The sequence below is a fragment of the Lentzea sp. HUAS TT2 genome (assembly GCF_051853195.1).
GTDB lineage: Bacteria > Actinomycetota > Actinomycetes > Mycobacteriales > Pseudonocardiaceae > Lentzea.
On the sequence record NZ_CP196667.1, the window covers coordinates 3,361,621 to 3,378,152 of the forward strand.

General features: G+C 68.8%; 13 protein-coding genes and 1 pseudogene. 10 read left to right on the plus strand and 4 right to left on the minus strand.

Features of this window, described 5'->3' with window-relative positions:
• The first annotated feature begins 10 nt into the window (after positions 1-10).
• Together ACSHWB_RS16945 and ACSHWB_RS16950 are read left to right on the plus strand one after the other, a co-directional pair.
• The gene (locus ACSHWB_RS16945) at positions 11-520 is read left to right on the plus strand and encodes an LppU/SCO3897 family protein (protein WP_439664614.1); all 510 of its coding nucleotides are present in this window, start codon (positions 11-13) and stop codon (positions 518-520) included.
• 363 nt (positions 521-883) lie between these two features.
• Positions 884-1,741 (plus strand): LppU/SCO3897 family protein, encoded by an 858-nt coding sequence (locus ACSHWB_RS16950; protein ID WP_439662982.1) that lies wholly within the window; start codon positions 884-886, stop codon positions 1,739-1,741.
• A 70-nt stretch (positions 1,742-1,811) separates the two neighbouring features.
• On the opposite strand, the gene ACSHWB_RS16955 is transcribed toward ACSHWB_RS16950, so the two are convergent.
• Positions 1,812-2,789: an ABC transporter substrate-binding protein gene (locus tag ACSHWB_RS16955; RefSeq protein ID WP_439662983.1), complete on the minus strand. Its 978-nt coding sequence runs from the start codon at positions 2,787-2,789 to the stop codon at positions 1,812-1,814.
• Between the two features lie 484 nt (positions 2,790-3,273).
• Here ACSHWB_RS16955 and ACSHWB_RS16960 point away from each other — a divergent pair, with 484 nt between their 5' ends.
• The 4 genes from ACSHWB_RS16960 to ACSHWB_RS16975 all read left to right on the plus strand — a co-directional run bounded on the left by ACSHWB_RS16960 (position 3,274) and on the right by ACSHWB_RS16975 (position 8,436).
• On the plus strand, positions 3,274-6,633 hold the full coding sequence (locus ACSHWB_RS16960) for a nitrate- and nitrite sensing domain-containing protein (RefSeq protein ID WP_439662984.1): 3,360 nt from the start codon (positions 3,274-3,276) through the stop codon (positions 6,631-6,633).
• Positions 6,630-7,049: a roadblock/LC7 domain-containing protein gene (locus ACSHWB_RS16965; RefSeq protein WP_030470879.1), complete on the plus strand. Its 420-nt coding sequence runs from the start codon at positions 6,630-6,632 to the stop codon at positions 7,047-7,049. Before ACSHWB_RS16960 ends, ACSHWB_RS16965 begins: the two co-directional genes overlap by 4 nt.
• A gap of 216 nt (positions 7,050-7,265) precedes the next feature.
• A complete protein-coding gene (locus tag ACSHWB_RS16970) occupies positions 7,266-7,850 on the plus strand; it encodes a DUF742 domain-containing protein (RefSeq protein ID WP_439662985.1) in 585 nt (194 codons plus the stop codon).
• The gene (locus tag ACSHWB_RS16975) at positions 7,831-8,436 is read left to right on the plus strand and encodes a GTP-binding protein (protein WP_030470877.1); all 606 of its coding nucleotides are present in this window, start codon (positions 7,831-7,833) and stop codon (positions 8,434-8,436) included. Before ACSHWB_RS16970 ends, ACSHWB_RS16975 begins: the two co-directional genes overlap by 20 nt.
• A 141-nt stretch (positions 8,437-8,577) precedes the next feature.
• On the opposite strand, the gene ACSHWB_RS16980 is transcribed toward ACSHWB_RS16975, so the two are convergent.
• Together ACSHWB_RS16980 and ACSHWB_RS16985 are read right to left on the minus strand one after the other, a co-directional pair.
• Positions 8,578-9,345: a hypothetical protein gene (locus ACSHWB_RS16980; protein WP_439662986.1), complete on the minus strand. Its 768-nt coding sequence runs from the start codon at positions 9,343-9,345 to the stop codon at positions 8,578-8,580.
• A gap of 122 nt (positions 9,346-9,467) precedes the next feature.
• A complete protein-coding gene (locus ACSHWB_RS16985; protein ID WP_439662987.1) occupies positions 9,468-11,720 on the minus strand; it encodes a helicase-associated domain-containing protein in 2,253 nt (750 codons plus the stop codon).
• Between the two features lie 86 nt (positions 11,721-11,806).
• On the opposite strand from ACSHWB_RS16985, the gene ACSHWB_RS16990 reads away from it, so the two are divergent.
• The 4 genes and pseudogenes from ACSHWB_RS16990 (at position 11,807) to ACSHWB_RS17005 (ending at position 15,042) form a co-directional block, all read left to right on the plus strand.
• Positions 11,807-11,992 carry a hypothetical protein gene (locus ACSHWB_RS16990; RefSeq protein WP_090065798.1) on the plus strand — a complete coding sequence of 62 codons (186 nt, stop codon included), beginning with the start codon at positions 11,807-11,809 and terminating at the stop codon, positions 11,990-11,992.
• 161 nt (positions 11,993-12,153) lie between these two features.
• Entirely contained in the window at positions 12,154-13,536 is a 1,383-nt protein-coding gene (locus ACSHWB_RS16995) for an NAD-dependent malic enzyme (RefSeq protein WP_439662988.1), read from the plus strand.
• A gap of 143 nt (positions 13,537-13,679) precedes the next feature.
• On the plus strand, positions 13,680-14,153 hold the full coding sequence (gene moaC, locus ACSHWB_RS17000; protein WP_439662989.1) for a cyclic pyranopterin monophosphate synthase MoaC: 474 nt from the start codon (positions 13,680-13,682) through the stop codon (positions 14,151-14,153).
• A pseudogene (locus ACSHWB_RS17005) lies at positions 14,150-15,042 on the plus strand (molybdenum cofactor biosynthesis protein MoaE). The gene moaC and the pseudogene ACSHWB_RS17005 overlap by 4 nt, the downstream one beginning before the upstream one ends.
• Positions 15,043-15,190: 148 nt before the next feature.
• On the opposite strand, the gene ACSHWB_RS17010 reads toward ACSHWB_RS17005, so the two are convergent.
• On the minus strand, positions 15,191-15,835 hold the full coding sequence (locus tag ACSHWB_RS17010; protein ID WP_439662990.1) for a transglycosylase family protein: 645 nt from the start codon (positions 15,833-15,835) through the stop codon (positions 15,191-15,193).
• Positions 15,836-16,532 lie beyond the last annotated feature (697 nt).

The window sequence follows — 16,532 nt, forward strand, 5'->3', positions numbered from 1 at the left end:
TCGCGGCGTGATGATCGACGAGCCGCCCGCGCCCAGGACGAGCCTGCGGAAGCGAGTGCTGACCTACGGCCTCACCGTGGTCGCCGCGGCCGTCGCCATCTACGGCATGACCGAGTTCCTCGCCCCGATCACGGCGCCCAAGGCCGGTGAGTGCGCGAACGTCACCGGCTACGCGAACGAGCCGGACCTCGACACCGTGAGCTGCACCTCCGCCGGCGCGAACTACGTGGTCACGGAGTCGGTCGCCACCTCGAAGAGCTGCGCGAACGCCTACACGGACGTGACCACCAGGCGTGCGCAGGATCCGGCGGTCAGGACCTGCCTGGTTCCCCTGTGGACGGAGGGCGCCTGCTACCCGTCCACCTCCGACCGCATGGAACCGACCCCGGTGGAGTGCGACGCGGACGCGTTCGAGGTGACCAAGGTCAGCAAGGACGTGCCGGCCCCGGCGTGCGCGGCGGACGAGAAGCGCTACAGCTACCCCGAGGTCAAGCTGACCTACTGCGCCGCGACCCTCTAGCGGATCCAAGCGGCCGTAACGTTTCCGTAAAGCCCGAGCGCAGCCGCCTGCCGCGTGGCAATCTCGGCTCCGGCCGTGTCGGGGGGCATGGGCCGTCTGGGGTATTTGGGAAATGAGAGAACCGCATGAGCACGACTGAGTCCGCTCCGCCCGCGCCGGGGACGCCGAGTACCGGCGAGCGGATCCTGACCTACCTCGTCGACCGGCCCTGACCGAGGGCAGGTCGACCGCGGTGCCACCGAGGCGAAGCTCCGCCACAGCGCCGGTACTCCCGCGCAGCACGTTCGACCCAGCCAAACCGGAGTCCTGTTCCCACGGCTCCGGTTTCGCCGTCTTTCGCGAGACCCATCCGAGAGGAATCCAGTGACCGACCCCAACTACCCCCAGCAGCCAGGGCCCTACGGGCCGCCTCCCGGTGGACAGCCGCAGCAGCCGTACGGCCAGCCCGGTCAGCCGAACCCCTACGGCCCGCCGCCGCAGCAGGGCCACCCCGGCCAGCCTGGTCAGCCGTACGGACAGCCTGGTCAGCCCGGCCAGTACGGCCAGCCGGGTGACCCCTACGCCCAGCCAGGACAGCCCGGCCAGCCCGGCGACCCGTACGCGCAGCCCGGTCAGCCGGGCCAGTACGGCCCGCCTCCCGGCCAGCCCATGCCCTACGGCCCGCCGCCCAAGAAGAGCGGCGCCGGCAAGATCATCGGCTCGATCGTCACCATCGTCGTGCTCGTCGGCGTCGGCATCCTGGTGAAGGTCCTGATCGGCGGTGGCCTGAGCGCCATCACCGAGCCGTCGGCCAAGCCGGGCGACTGCGCGAGCGTCACGGGCACCACGTTCAGCCCGAAGTACAAGCAGGTCGACTGCAACGCCCCCGAGGCGAACTACTTCATCGCCAAGGCCATGAAGTCGACGTCGGAGGCGTGCCCGAGCGAGGACTACGCCGAGTACACCGAGTCCGGCCGGCGCAGCTCGTCGCTCAAGCTCTGCCTGGTCGAGAAGCTCGAAGAGGGCAAGTGCTACGAGGAAGAGCTCGTCAAGATGAACATGGAGGGCATGAAGGTCGTTGACTGCTCCAAGGGCAACAACGAGTTCGCCGTCCAGAAGGTCCTGAAGGTCGAGAAGGTCGTCAAGGCGGCCACCGCGGACTGCGGTGAGGCCACGGCCATCTCGTACACCGAACCCACGCCGGGCATCACTTACTGCATCACGGCTCTCGGCGGACAGTGACGAAACGGCAATTGGCGGGCCGTGAAAACGGCCCGCCAATTCCCATGCCCAAAAGCAACGTTTTCGTTACTTAGTTGGTCGTGCCCGGTGGCAGCAGCTGCTGCACGTCCAGACGCCCGGACAGCACGTCCTCGGTGTCCATCATGTCGGCCACGCGCTGAAGCCGGATCGGGTTCAGCGACAGCGGGAACGTGCCCACCGACACGAGGGCCGCAGTGGGTGCGTCGACGTCCGCGTAGCTGGTCAGCGAGTCCTGCACGGCGAGCTTGTTGGCCTGCGCGCGCTGCTGCGCCTCGCGCAGCACGTCGCGGAACACCTTCATCGTCTTCGGGTTCGCCTCGGCGAACTTCTTCGACGACGCGTAGCCGGACATCGGGAAGTCCAGTGTCGGGCCGCGCGCGGTGTCGGTGACGATCTTCGCACCGATCTTGCGCTGCGCCTTCGTGATGAAGGGCTCGATCATGAACGCCGCGTCCACCGTGCCTGAGGTGAGCGCGTTCTCCATGTCGGCGAACGCCATCGGGCGGAACTTGATCCTCTGCTTCTCGACCGCCGCGGTGTCCAGCACGGCACGCGTGGTCAGCGCGCCGATGTCGGTCTCGCTGTTCACGGCGATGGTCGGCGAGGGCTTCTTGCCGGGGTCGTCGTAGTCCGAGTCGGCCTTCGCGACCAGCGCCATCGAGTTCGGACCGGCCTGGTAGGCCTCGCCCTGCAGCTGCAGTTCGGTGCCCTCGGCGACCGCGCGGAAGAGGCTGACGTGCGTCGCCCACGTGAGGTCGAGCGTGGTGTCCAGCTGCTTGATGGCCTCAGCCTCGCTGGGCTGCGTGACCAGGTTGACCTGCAGGCCGGCCTTCTCGAAGAGCTTCTCGGTCAGCGCGATCCGCAACGGGGCCACGTCGACGACCGGCAGCACGCCGATGCGGATGACGTTGCGCTCGACGTCCGCGTTGCCGCCGTTCGACGAACCGCCGAACAGGCCGCAGCTCGCGGTCAGAACGCACGTGATGAGCACTGCGGCAAGCCGCAGAGCTTTGGCTCGGGTAGCCATGGCACCTCTCGCCGGTAGGCCTTGGGTAGCTTCGTTTTGAGCAGTGAGTGTCGCCACAGACCTGGGCGTCCGCAGTCCCAACTGGGAGTTCGGACGGACGTGGGGTGTGCCGACAACCGGGGATGTTAACCACCTGAACGTATGAAACGACACCCCATCTCGATACGGTGAGTGCTTCTGGAGACTTCCCCCGGGGTGGGGGTGACCATTACCCTTCCGGCTCGGGTGGCACAGGTCGTAGTAGACCGACGTGTCTTCAGACGGGGTAGGGCGCCTCACCGGGCGAACGACCTCTGTGCTGCAATTCGGCCCGTTTGACGAGTCCATGCTCGGTCCTGGGGAGAGACCGGGACACTGCTGCTGGAAGAGGAAGCCCAGAGTGGCCCGACGTGAGAGAGGTCCCAGCCAGTTTGGCGTGGGTGACACCACACGCTCCGAAAGGCCCGAATCGGGTGACGGACTGGCTGCGCTGGGTGACGGACCGATGAACGTGACACCGAACCCGGTGAAGCACGATGTCGGAGCCGGTCCCGGTGCGGGATCTACCCGATCCGCGGGATGGCGCCTGCGCAACTGGCGGTTGCGCACGAAGCTGCTCGCCGTTCTGCTCATCCCGACGATCTGTGCGCTCGCCCTGGGTGGTCTGCGTGTCCGCACCGACCTCCAGGCCGCGACGGAGTTCAACAACCTCGCGAACCAGATCCGCCTCGAGACCGCCGTCGCGGACCTGGTGCAGCAGCTGCAGCGCGAGCGCGACCTTTCGGTCAGCTACGTCGCCTCGAACCAGAAGGTCGACAGGGTCGTCCTGGAGCGCCAGCTGCGTCGTGTGAACGACACCAGCGAGGCGTTCAGCAACAAGATCGCCGAGCTCAGCTCCGACCTGAACCCCGCTGCCGTCGAGCGGTTCCAGGTCGCGTTCAACCAGCTCAACCGCCTGAACAGCCTCCGCAACTCGGTGCGCGACACCCAGTACCCCGCCGAGGCCGTCCAGCGCACCTACTCGGAGTCGATCGAGACGCTCATCAACCTCGGTGAGCAGACGATCTCCGAGATCAGCGACTCGGCACTGGTGCGACTGCACCTGACCACGAACGCCATCGCGCGCATCAAGGAGCAGGAGTCGCTCAAGCGGGCGATCCTCCTGGACGTCTTCCAGCGCAAGGCGTTCACCCCGTCCCAGCTGCGTTCCCTGCAGGCCGCGAACGCAGAGCTCGAAGCGGCCCGCAACGACTTCCGCAAGTCCGCGACGCCCGAGCAGGCCAAGATCTACGACGACACCGTCACCGGCCTCATCGTCGACAACGCGAACGACATGCAGGAATCGGCGGTCAACCAGCAGGCGGGCGCGAAGGACTTCAGCCAGATCACGCCCGAGAAGTGGGACATCGCCGCCACGCTGACGGTCAACCTGACGCGTGACGTCGAGAACCTGCTGGTCGAGCAGCTGCAGAACAAGACCGACGAGCTCGCCGGCGACACCCGCACCAGGGCGTACGTCGAGTCCGGCATCGTCCTCGCGATCCTCGCGCTCGCGTTGCTGATGGCGCTGTTCGTCGCCCGCTCGATCCTCAACCCGCTGCGCACGCTGCGCCGCACGGCCCTCGACGTCGCCGACCACGGTCTCCCCGACGCGGTCGAGCGGATCCTCGCGGACGCCAACCCGGAGGACGCGGCCAAGACCGCCGTCGAGCCGGTGCCGGTGCACACGCGGGAAGAGATCGGCCAAGTGGCGCGCGCGTTCGACGCGGTGCACGGTGAAGCGGTGCGACTGGCCGCCCAGCAGGCCCTCCTGCGTGACAACGTCAACGCGATGTTCGTCAACCTGTCCCGCAGGTCGCAGGCCCTGGTCGAACGCCAGCTGAACCTGATCGACCGGCTGGAGCAGGACGAGCAGGACCCTGACCAGCTGGCCTCGCTGTTCGAGCTCGACCACCTCGCGACCCGCATGCGCCGCAACTCGGAGAACCTCCTGGTCCTCTCGGGTACGGACCTCTCCCGGCGGCTGACCAGGCCGGTCCCGGCCGCCGAGGTCCTCGGTGCCGCGGTCTCCGAGGTCGAGCAGTACGCCCGAGTGCAGGTCGGCCAGACCCCGGACCTCACGGTCCAGGGCCGCGCCGTCAACGACCTCGTGCACCTCATCGCCGAGCTGCTGGACAACGCCACGGCGTTCTCCGACCCGGTCACCAAGGTCACCGTTCGCACGGCGAAGACCCGCAAGGGCGAGCTGGCGATCGAGATCCAGGACCGCGGCGTGGGCATGGGCGACCAGGAGATCATCGACGCCAACGACCGGCTGGCAGACCCGCCGGACGTCGACGTCGCCGTCTCCCGCCGAATGGGCCTGTACGTGGTCGCGCGGCTCGCCAAGCGCCACGACATCAAGGTCCGCCTGCGCGGCAACGAGGACATCGAGGGCGGCACGACGGCGCTGGTGATCGTGCCGGAGACGCTCGTCGCGATCCCCGGCCAGGCACCGGTCTCGACCCCGCCGTCCGGTTCCGCCGGCCTCGCCTCCGCGTTCGGCATGTCGCCGAACGCCTCGTCTCCGTCGATGTCGCCCGTGCCGATGCCGCTGGCCCCGGCCGAGCACACGACCGAGATCGGCACCACCGCGACCAGGGCCAGCGGCATCGCCGGTGCCTTCGGCGGAGTCACGGGTGCCACCGGCACCACGGGCTTCACGCCGAGGATCGACGAGTCGAGCCCGAGCATCCCGGTCAACTTCGTGCCCAGCTCGATCACGGACACGGGTGCCGGAGCGACGGCGATCCCCGTCTACAGCGAGCCGCCGATCGAGGACGCGACGCCGTCCGAGCGGTGGCGCCGCGACCAGCTCTCCGCGGTCGAACCGGAGGGTTCGTTCGGCGAACCCACCCTCTTCACGGCCTATGAGGACCGCAACGAAGAGGCCGGCGAGATCTCCTTCGAGCCGGGCTACGAGACCACGCAGTTCGTGCCGATCTCCCCGATCGACGACGAGCGCTCCTCGTCCAACGGCGTCTCGCGCGCCTCGGCCGACGAGGGCCTGCTCGATCTGGGGATGGCACACCGCAACGGCACCTCGGACGCCTCGCGCAAGAAGATCGAGCACGACCTGGACGCCCCGACGGAACGCCTGCCGATCTACGAGGCGGTCCTGTCGCAGTGGTTCCAGGCCGTGGGCAGTGAGACGTCCGCATCGGCGGCTCAGCCGGTCCGTTCCGCCGCGGAGGACGACTCACCGGCAGCGACCAACGGGCACGTCGAGTCGAGGCTGGGCGGGACCGACAAGGGCTCCGTCGAGTACATCGACGAGCCGCCGACCGTCCCGCCGCTCTCGGACGGTCCGGAACCGGAGCTGCCGACCCGATCTCGCAAGCCTGTACCGGCGGTGGCACCCACCACCACGTCGGCCGCTGGTCTTCCGGTGCGCACGCCGCGCTCGAAGATCCAGCCGGCGGCCGAAGAAGTACCCGCACCCGCCGAGCAGGAGCGAGTTGTGGAACCGGAGCCCGTTGTGGAGGAGACTCCAGCGGCGGCACCTACTTCCGAGTCGGCCTGGCAATCGCCAGCCGATGAGGGATGGCACGCGGCTCAGGCGTTGTTGAACAAGACGCCGGAGACGAAGACCACGGCAGGACTGCCGAAACGGACACCTAAGGCTCAGCTCGTGCCAGGATCTGCTGCACCCAAGACGCAGAGCCTGACGTCGACAGCGCAGCGCCCGCCGCTGCCGCCCCGTACCGCTGACGCGGTGCGCGGACGGATGTCGAGCCTGCAGAGTGGTGTCAAGCGAGGCCGGCACGCATTGATCGAGGCATACGCTGGTGACCAATCGAGCCGGCAGAACGAGGAGCAGGAGTGACGACCGCAGCGCAGCCAGGCAGCTTTGGTTGGCTTATCACCGACTTCGTGCGGAGGGTGCCCGGTGTGGCACATTCCGTTGTGGTGTCCGCGGACGGGCTGTTGCTCGCCGGTTCCCAGGGCTTGCCCCGGGACCGCGCAGAACAGCTTTCCGCGGTCGCGTCCGGACTGGTCAGCCTCACCCAGGGTGCTGCCCGCTGCTTCGAGGCAGGCGGGGTCAACCAGACGGTCGTCGAGATGGAGCGGGGCTACCTGTTCCTCATGTCGATCAGTGACGGTTCTTGCCTTGCCGTCCTGGCGGCACCCAACTGCGACATCGGCCTCGTGGCCTACGAGATGACGCTGTTGGTGGAGAGAGTCGGTCAACAACTCACCCCTGAGCTGCGTGCGCAGCTTCAGGGCGTGGTCCGTCGCTAGACCTCATCTGAAGTTCAGGGGTGAGAACAAATGGCTGGTAGATCTGGCGCTAGAGGCCGAGGCTTCGGTAGGAACTTCAACTACCAGGAGTGGGCTTCTGGTGGGTTCCAGTTCGACGAGCCTGACGCGATACCCCAAGAATCAGAGGAAGCTGAGGACGCACCCCTCGATGAGCGGGTTACAGGGCAAGGGCTAGGCGATATGTCTCAGCGTGAGGTGGACGACTCGTCGTCGTATCCGTACGACGACGTGCCGAACCGATTCGACATCGACGGGTACGGCTCCGGGCTGTTCGGTGGCCCCGGCGCGGACCTGTTCGGCCAGCACGAGATGCCGGACGCGGTGCCGGAGCAACTGCCGTACACAACCGGCCCGCATCCGGTGTACAGCACCGGCGGCCAGCCGGCGTACAGCACCGGTGCGCAGCCTCAAGTGCGTCCGGAGGAGAATGCTTCTGCGGACTCGGGTTCACTGGTGCGGCCTTACACACGCACCGGTGGACGCACACGACCCGACTACGACCTGGCTATCGAGGCGCTGATTTCGACCAGCGAAAAAGGCCTCGAACGGGATGCCGCAGTACTTCCCGAGCACAGGTCGATCTGCGGGCTGTGTGTGGACACGCGGTCTGTGGCCGAGGTCGCGGCACTCCTACGCTTGCCACTTGGCGTCGTGCGGGTGTTGATCGGCGACATGGCAAGCATGGGTTTGGTTTTGATTCACCAGGGCGGTCTGGTCGTGGGGGACCGGCCTTCCATGGAATTCCTGGAGAGGGTGCTCAGTGGGCTTCGCAGGCTCTAGTCCCCAGGGCGCCGAGGGCGCACGGAAGCCGACGACGTCTGCCAAGATCGTGGTGGCGGGTGGCTTCGGTGTGGGCAAGACGACGTTCGTCGGCTCGGTGTCCGAGATCGTCCCGTTGACCACCGAGGCGGTGATGACCGAGGCCAGCGCGGGGGTGGACGACCTCTCCGCCACGCCCAACAAGGTCACCACGACCGTCGCGATGGACTTCGGCCGCGTGTCGCTCGACAGCGACCTGATCCTGTACCTCTTCGGTACACCGGGTCAGCACCGGTTCTGGTTCATGTGGGACGACCTGGTACGTGGCGCCATCGGTGCCATCGTGCTGGTCGACACCCGCCGCCTGGCCGACGCGTTCGCCTCGATCGACTTCTTCGACGACCGGCAGCTGCCGTACGTCGTCGGCGTCAACTGCTTCGACGGCCTCCTGCACCACAGGCTGGAGGACGTGCGTGAGGCGCTGACGATCGACGAGTCGGTGCCGATCGTGACGTGCGACGCGCGCAACCGGCAGTCGACGAAGCAGACGCTCATCACGCTGGTGGAGCACGCGATGCGCCAGTGGATGTCCGTCCGCGCCGGCTGATCTCCTCCCGCGGGAGTTCGGTCGCACACAACTGAACGAGGCGAGCGCCACCTTCGGGTGCGGCGCTCGCCTCGTCGTTGCGGTCTGATTCAGTTCGGTCTCTGAGCTGTCAAACGGTGGTCCTTTCGTCGTGCCGTGCCGTCAGCCGATCGTCAGGCCGACGCCGATGAACGCGCCCACGGAGACGTCACCGTCGCCGAGGTCCACGTCGGCGTCCGCGCCCACACCTGCGCCGATCCCGATGTTCAGCAGGTCGCCCAGCAGGCCGTGGTGGCAGTGGTGACCGTAGGGTCCGTGCGACCCGATGCCGATTCCGATGCCCGCATCGACGTCGGCACTGATGTCGGCGTCCACGACCACGTCCGCGGTCGCGTCCACACCGACGTCGGTGGCTTCGGCGGGTGCGGCGGGCACGGGTTCGGCTGTCGGCGTGACCGGTGCGGCAACGGTCTCCGCGACGGCTGCGGGTGCGGGTGCGGGAGCGCGGTCGTCGTCCGTGGCACTCACGTCAGCAGCGACTTCTGTGTCAGCTACCACCGCGGCGTCCACGTTCGCGTCCACAGCCGCATCAACAGCCGCGTCGAGTCCGATGTCGAGATCCGTGTCTAGTGCGGCATCGACGTCCACGCCGACACTCGCGTCGACCTGAGCCGCGAGCCCAAGAGCGACCTGGATGCCACCGTTGTCCATGACGCTGATGCCGGGACCGGTGTCGAGCGCGACGTGGGCGCCGGCCGCGACGTCGAGCATGTCGACGTTGCCGCTCACCCCCACCGTCGCGTTGACGTGGTTGTCCTGCAGCAGGACGAGGATCGGGTCGGCGTTCGCGGTGCCCGTCGAGAACGGCAGGGCGAACGCCAGGGTCGTGACGGTGGCGGCGGCTCTCAAAGCCCACCGGGAGCTGGCCATGTGCGCAGGACCTCCTCGGATCGACGTGGACGCGTCTCGGGAACGTCCACGTCAACCGACGCTAGGTCGCGCTCCGGCCACGCAAGGGTGGTCCGGTTCTCCTACCGGGGGATGACCGACCGTCAGTCCTCGTCAACCAATGCGGCGGACGTGACGCGATGAAGAGGGAACCTCAGCACCTCTCCGTAGCTGTGGTCGTAGCCTTCGAGCACGCCACCCCCGACGACATGGGGCTCGATCACGCGCTGTGCCGCCGTTCCGTGGGAGTCGACGAACCCGACGAGGACCCTGCGCCGCGCCCGTGCGGCCTGCTGGAGCAACGACAGCGTCGCCGACGGACCGGCGCCGAGATGGCCGGGAACGGCGACCCGTTCACCCCGTGGTGTCGCGGCGGCACGATCACCGGCCCGGACCAGCCGGACGAGTTCACCCAACCGCTCGTCGGCCTGCACGGCGGGTGACACCGGTTTGCGGGCACTGCGCTGCCTCGGCGTGGTCCGGCGGCCACCCGGCCGGAGGTCGAGGACCTGGCCGTCCGGGCCCTCCGCGGCCGGGGCGAACCCCGCCGACCGCAGCCCGTCCAGCACGTCCGCCAGCGGCAGTGGGCTGACGAGCACGGTCGGGGCGATCCGGCGCAGCTCCAGCCGCCCGGCCTCCGGGTGCGCGAGAACCTCGCTGACCAGCACCGAGTCGTCGCAGCGCAGGAACGAGCCCGCCGCACCGCCGCGCAGCCTGCCGTGGCGGCGCGCGGCGTCGTCGATCAGGTACGTCAGCGACTGCGGGACGGGCGTGCGCGAGCGGGTCTTGAAGAGTTCTTGCAGCTCGTCGGCGGTGCGTCCGGCGTCGAAGGCACGGCGGACGGTGGCCTCGCTGATCCGGTAGACCGTGGCGCTGCCGGCCGACTCGACGTTCGCGACCAGCGCCATCTCGTCCGCGAGCTCCGGTTCGAGCCTGCCGGGGGCGACGACGGTGAGGTCGGCCTGCACCAGCACGTGGTCCAGCGGTGCGGGCAGGGCGTCGCCGAGGGCCTTCGCGGCGTGGCCGGGGCCCTCCTCGAGCAGCACACGGCCAGCGCTGGTGATCGCGCCGAGAGCGAGCACACCGACCGCGGTGCCCTCCTCGACGGTCCAGCGCACCAGCTCGTCGCGCTGCCTGCCGCCCCTGCGCGGGGCGCGCCAGCCGAGCAGGTCGGCCAGGTCGGCGGGGTTCGCGATCGCGGTGCCCTTGGGGAACGCGGCGAGCGCCTCCAGCACCCACCGCCGGTCGCGCGGGGCCTGGGCGCGGCGGATCTCGTCCGCGAGCGGGTTGAAGAGCTTGTCCTTCTCGTCGCGGCGGCCGATCAGCGCCGGGAGTCGCGGCAGCTCCAGCCAGGCGTGCGCGAGCGTGGCCCAGCGGACCTCGGTGGTCGCGGCGAGCCAGACGTCGGCCTTGGTCGTCGGCATCCACTCGGGTTCCGCGGCCTCGGTGTTCGCGGCGAGGTCCGCGCCGACCACCAGCTCGATCAGCAGGGCCGCCCGGCGTTCGTCGACGTCGAGGTCCTTCACGACCTTGCGCAGCTCGCGGACGCCCAGGCCACCCGTCCGCAGCACCGGCGCCGGTTCGGCCGACCAGCTCGCGATGAGGTTCTCGACGTGCCGGACGAGCTCCAGTGCCTCGCCGCCGCCGGTCGCGTCGACGCTGTTCTGCCCGAGCGCGCTGGTCTTCGGCTTCGGTTCGGTGACCTGGATCGGGCCGAGGGGGCGGGCGCCGCGCAGTTCGAGGGCGATCTCGCGCGGCAGCTCCACGGTGCCGGGGTCGCGCCGCAGCAGCAGACCGCGGGCGAGCAGCCGTTGGACGGGCGTCTCCGCCTTCTCGAGCGGCACGATCCGGGAGGCGTCCTTGGTGTCGCCGATGGGCGGTCCGGCGGCGAGCTTCTGCAGCACCCGCTGTTCGCCCTCGGTGATGCCCTGGAGGTCGTAGGTCTGCCCGGTCTTGCGGCCGAGTCCGCCGGGGTAGGAGCCGAACGCCTCGCGCGTGACGGGCGGGACCGACAGCGCGTCGTCGTCGCCCCAGGTGAGTGCGAGCGACCTGAGCCGGGCGACCGCCAGCTTGAGCGGCTTGGGCTTCACGTCAGGGCCGAGGATCTGCGTGAGTGTGGCCAAGGCCACGGGCTCGGCGTCCGCACCCTGCACGACCAGGGCCTCGAGCACCGCCAAGGTGAACGTGTCGAGGTCCTCGCAGGCGCGCGCGATCGACGCCCTGGTGCCGACCCGTGTCGCCAGCACGGACATATCGGCAGGTGGGGGCGTTGCCAGATCGGGGCGCGCACGCAGCAGCGCGACGAGAGCGACGTCGTCCTGGGCGCGCAGCCAGTCGGCGAGTGTGATGCCGGACATTCTCACCACGGTATATGGGTCGCTGGAGAACACGTCGTGCTCTGTCACACTTGTGCCCGTCAGCAGGCACCACCGAGGAGGAGAACGTGGCGAAAGGACGCCCTGGACGGGTCGACCCGCACTGGCCGGAGGGCGCCGACGGCAGCCATCCCGTCACGGAGCTGACCAGTGACCTGCAAGGTGCGCTCTCCCCGTTCGGCACGGTGACGTTCCCGCTGCCGTCGGAGGACCTGCCCTACAAGCACCCGGTGACCGAGATCAACAAATCCTGATCTGAGTGCACGCGGGGCGCTTTCGTACTGCATGTCGGTACGAAAGGGCCCCGCGTGCGACTGTCAGAGCGGTCTTAAGACTGTCGAGTCGCGTGAGTACCGCAATGGGTCCGGGGATAGGCTCACTTCCCGCTTGAGCTGTACTTCGTGGGAGGACGACGATGCCGGTCCCCGGCCCTGGTTACTCGATCACCGTTCGTCTGGAGGCGCCGCCGTCAGCGAGCGCCGCGGGTGACCTCACCTCGGCCGTCGGCCGCGCCGGCGGTGTGATCACGGCGTTCGACGTCGTCGAGTCGCACAACGACCGCGTCGTCATCGACCTCACGTGCAACGCGCTGTCCGCGAACCACGCCAAGGACATCACCGACACGCTGGAGACGCTGCCCGGCATCGTCGTCCGCAAGGTGTCGGACCGCACGTTCCTCGTGCACCTCGGCGGCAAGATCGAGATCCAGTCCAAGGTGCCGCTGCGCAACCGTGACGATCTCTCCCGCGCGTACACGCCGGGTGTCGCCCGCGTGTGCGAGGCCATCGCCAAGAACCCGGACGACGCGCGCCGCCTGACCATCAAGCGCAACACCGTCGCGGTCGTGACCGACGGTTCGGCCGTGCTCGGTCTCGGCAACCTCGGCCCCGCCGCCGCCCTGCCCGTGATGGAGGGCAAGGCCGCGCTGTTCAAGAAGTTCGCCGGCGTCGACGCCTGGCCGGTCTGCCTGGACACCCAGGACACCGAGGAGATCATCCGCGCGGTCGAGCTCATCGCTCCCGTGTACGGCGGCATCAACCTCGAGGACATCTCCGCGCCGCGTTGCTTCGAGATCGAGGCCCGCCTGCGCGAGAAGCTCGACATCCCGGTGTTCCACGACGACCAGCACGGCACCGCCATCGTCGTGGTGGCCGCGCTGCGCAACGCCCTGCGCGTCGTGAAGAAGGACATCAAGAACTGCCGAATCACGGTCTGCGGTGTCGGCGCCGCCGGTTCCGCGATCATCCGCCTGCTGCAGGCCCAGGAACCCGGCGACATCATCGCCGTGGACGTCGACGGCATCGTGCACCGCGACCGTCCCGGCCTGGACTCGAACCTGAAGTCCATCGCCGCCTCCACGAACAAGGAGAACCAGTCCGGTCGCCTGCACGACGCGCTGGTCGGTTCCGACGTGTTCATCGGCGTCTCGGCCCCGAACCTGTTCGGCGCGGACCAGGTAGCGACCATGGCGAAGGACGCCATCGTGTTCGCGCTGGCCAACCCGGACCCTGAGATCGACCCGATGGAGGCCCAGCAGCACGCCGCCGTCGTCGCGACCGGCCGCTCGGACTTCCCGAACCAGATCAACAACGTGCTGGCGTTCCCCGGCGTGTTCCGCGGCCTGCTGGACGCGCACGCGCGGACCATCACCGACGCGATGCTGCTGGCCGCCGCGCAGGCCATCGCGGACGTGGTGGACGGCGACCGCCTCAACGCGTCGTTCATCGTGCCGTCGGTCTTCGACAGCACCGTCGCGCCGGCGGTGGCCGAGGCCGTGCGCAAGGCAGCGACCTCGTAGAAGGTTCTCTTCGGGGATTCTGAAGGGACTGTGACACCAGTACGAGCCAAAGCCCGGAAAGGCTTTCAAGCGGGCGAAAGCATGCCCGCTTGAAAGTCTTTCGGCACGGGGCCGTTGGGTGCGCGCAGGCATACGATCGCCGTATGACCAAGCAGTTCACCCACCTGGACTCCCAAGGCGCGGCCCGGATGGTCGACGTCTCCGGCAAGGAGCAGACCACCCGGACCGCCGTCGCCACCGGGATCCTGCACACGACCGCCGAAGTGGTTGAGTTGCTGGGCGCCGACGGCCTGCCCAAGGGCGATGCCCTGGCCACGGCCAGGATCGCGGGCATCATGGCCGCGAAGCGCACCTGGGAACTCGTCCCCCTCTGCCACCCCATCGCGTTGTCGTCGGTGGTGGTGGGCCTGGCGCTGACCGACTCCGCCGTGCTGATCAGCGCCACGGTCCGCACCACCGACCGCACGGGCGTCGAGATGGAGGCCCTGACCGCGGTCTCGGTGGCCGGCCTGACGCTGCACGACATGGTGAAGTCGGTCGACCCCGCCGCCTCCCTGGACGCGGTGCGGGTGGAGCGCAAGGAAGGTGGCAAGTCCGGCCTGTGGGAGCGCCCGTGAAGGCCGTCGTCATCACGGCGTCCAACCGCGCCGCCGCCGGTGTCTACGCCGACCGCAGCGGACCGCTGATCGTCGAATGGCTCGAGGCGCGCGGGTTCTCGGTCTCCGCGCCCGTCGTCGTGCCGGACGGTGATCCGGTCCAGAAGGCGTTGATCGACGCGGTGTCCTCGGGCGCCGACCTCGTGCTGACGACCGGCGGTACCGGCATCAACCCGACCGACCGTACTCCCGAGGCCACGCGTGCCGTGCTGGACTACGAGGTGCCGGGGCTGGCGGACGTGATCCGCATGTCCGGCTGGCCGCGCGTGCCGGGGTCCGTGCTGTCGCGCGGGGTCGCCGGGGTGGCGGGGCGGACGTTGATCGTGAACCTGCCAGGGTCGACCGGCGGGGTGCGGGACGGGCTGGACGTGCTGGCCTCGGTCGTCGAGCATGCTCTCGACCAGCTGCGTGGAGGAGACCACAAATGAGCGTGGTGCTGCGGGCCGTTGTGACCGAGGAACCGCTGTCGGTGGAGGAGCACGCGGCCTTGGTCGCGTCTGACCGGGCCGGTGCCGTGGTCACGTTCTCCGGTGTCGTGCGGGATCACGACGGCGGGCGTTCGGTGCTGGAGCTGGAGTACCACTCGCACCCGTCCGCCGGCGACGTGGTGGCCGAGGTGGTCTCGTCCCTGGCCGCCAAGTACTCCGGGGTGCACGGGATCGCGGTCTCGCACCGGGTCGGGCCGTTGAAGATCGGTGACGTGGCGCTGGCCTGTGCGGTGGCGGCCGAGCATCGAGGGGAAGCGTTCTCCCTGTGCGCCGACCTGGTGGACGAGGTCAAGGCCCGGCTGCCGGTGTGGAAGCGGCAGGTGTTCTCGGGTGGCGAGGACGAGTGGGTCAACTGCCCATGACCGGGGCCCTGTGGGCGGAGACGCAGGCAGGGACCTCACCGTCGGGGGGTAACGGTGAGATCCCTGGTCCTGTGTCAGCCCACTTCAGCGGGGCCGGCGATCGTGCGGCGCGTCAGATCCGAGGTGAGTCGGTCCGAGCCTGCGAGGCTCAGATCAGGATCTTGTCGCCCGGGAAGATCAGGTCGGGGTTCGTGAGGAAGTCCTTGTTCTTCTCCACGATGGCCTGGTAGCCGCCGGCGACCTTGTTGGCGTCGGCGATCTTCGACAGGGTGTCGCCCGCCTTGATCTCGTAGTTGCCGTTCGGGTTCGTCTTCGAACCCGCGAGCGCCACGACCGGGGCCTGCTGCACCGGTGCGGACTGGCGCTGCTGGGGCGCGGCCTTGCGCTGCGGCTGCGTCTGCTGCTTCGGGGCCGGGGCGCTCTTGCCCACGTAGGCGCCGAGCTTGGCGCTGCAGGCGGGCCATGCGCGCGAGCCCTGCGTGCGGAGGACGTTCTCCGCCACGCGGATCTGCTCCTCGCGGGAGGCGTTCGCCGGGTTGCCCTGGCCGCCGTTGGCGTTCCAGGTGCCCTGCGTGAACTGCAGGCCGCCGTAGTAGCCGTTTCCGGTGTTGGCGCCCCAGTTACCACTTGCCTCGCACTGCGCGAGTGCGTCCCAGTCCATTCCAGGGGCGGCGTTGGCGGTGCCAACGGCCAGGCCCAGAGGGGCGCCGGCGATGATGCCGACAGCCGCGACCTTGGCGATAGTGCGAGCGGCGGAACTCTGCTTGCCCTGCTTGCCTCGGTTGAAAACCATTTGCCTCTCGGTCCACCACACCTGCGGCCAGGAACTCGGGTTCGGGGCCCGGTGCGTTCCTGCGTCCCAGTCCGGCGGTATCTCTCGCTCGGGGTATGTGCCGGAGAACCCTCGGACTGGGTTCGGTGTTCGAGTCCTCCGGATGGTGCTCGTGGCTGGTTCGGGCCAGCCGAGGAGCGACCGTACGTAACCGTCGGGGCCCTCACCAAATGTTTCGACCTGTGACGCGTGTCACAGTAACGGTTCGGCGTGTTGTCGGGAGCCTACAAACGCGCAGCTCAGAAGCGTCGTTATCGGTCCGTTTCCAATCTGAGATCGACCGAGATCTATTACGGAAAGTGAGGCGTGGCTCACGTGTGTTCGGCCATCCGAGGCGGCGATCGGTCGCCTGAAAGGGACGCCCGCACGCCTCACGGCCGAGCCGGTTTCCGCGTCCTTCGCGGCGCCCGTAGTCGCACCGGCATCACCGGCTGGCCAAGATCTGAGGCAAGGCGGGAGATCGGTTCGGGCTGCACGGCCTGATCCGGCTCTTCGCCTCGGAACAGGCGGGCGCGGAGGCGCCGCCCGCACTGCGCAGACTGATGTCCTTCCACATGGCCACCACGCGCCACACCCCGCGAGCACCCGGCTCGAGCCGTTCCCGCTCGTACGTGGCCGGCCGCGGGTTCGTGGACGCGGACGAGCACGGGCGTGGCTG

What these genes read in the sequence shown, in the direction of transcription:
- ACSHWB_RS16945 (WP_439664614.1), top strand. Translation starts at nt 11, where the DNA reads ATGATCGACGAGCCGCCCGCGCCCAGGACGAGCCTGCGGAAGCGAGTG.
- ACSHWB_RS16955 (WP_439662983.1), bottom strand. Translation starts at nt 2,789, where the DNA reads ATGGCTACCCGAGCCAAAGCTCTGCGGCTTGCCGCAGTGCTCATCACG.
- ACSHWB_RS16960 (WP_439662984.1), top strand. Translation starts at nt 3,274, where the DNA reads ATGAACGTGACACCGAACCCGGTGAAGCACGATGTCGGAGCCGGTCCC.
- ACSHWB_RS16980 (WP_439662986.1), bottom strand. Translation starts at nt 9,345, where the DNA reads ATGGCCAGCTCCCGGTGGGCTTTGAGAGCCGCCGCCACCGTCACGACC.
- ACSHWB_RS16985 (WP_439662987.1), bottom strand. Translation starts at nt 11,720, where the DNA reads ATGTCCGGCATCACACTCGCCGACTGGCTGCGCGCCCAGGACGACGTC.
- ACSHWB_RS16995 (WP_439662988.1), top strand. Translation starts at nt 12,154, where the DNA reads ATGCCGGTCCCCGGCCCTGGTTACTCGATCACCGTTCGTCTGGAGGCG.
- moaC (WP_439662989.1), top strand. Translation starts at nt 13,680, where the DNA reads ATGACCAAGCAGTTCACCCACCTGGACTCCCAAGGCGCGGCCCGGATG.
- ACSHWB_RS17010 (WP_439662990.1), bottom strand. Translation starts at nt 15,835, where the DNA reads ATGGTTTTCAACCGAGGCAAGCAGGGCAAGCAGAGTTCCGCCGCTCGC.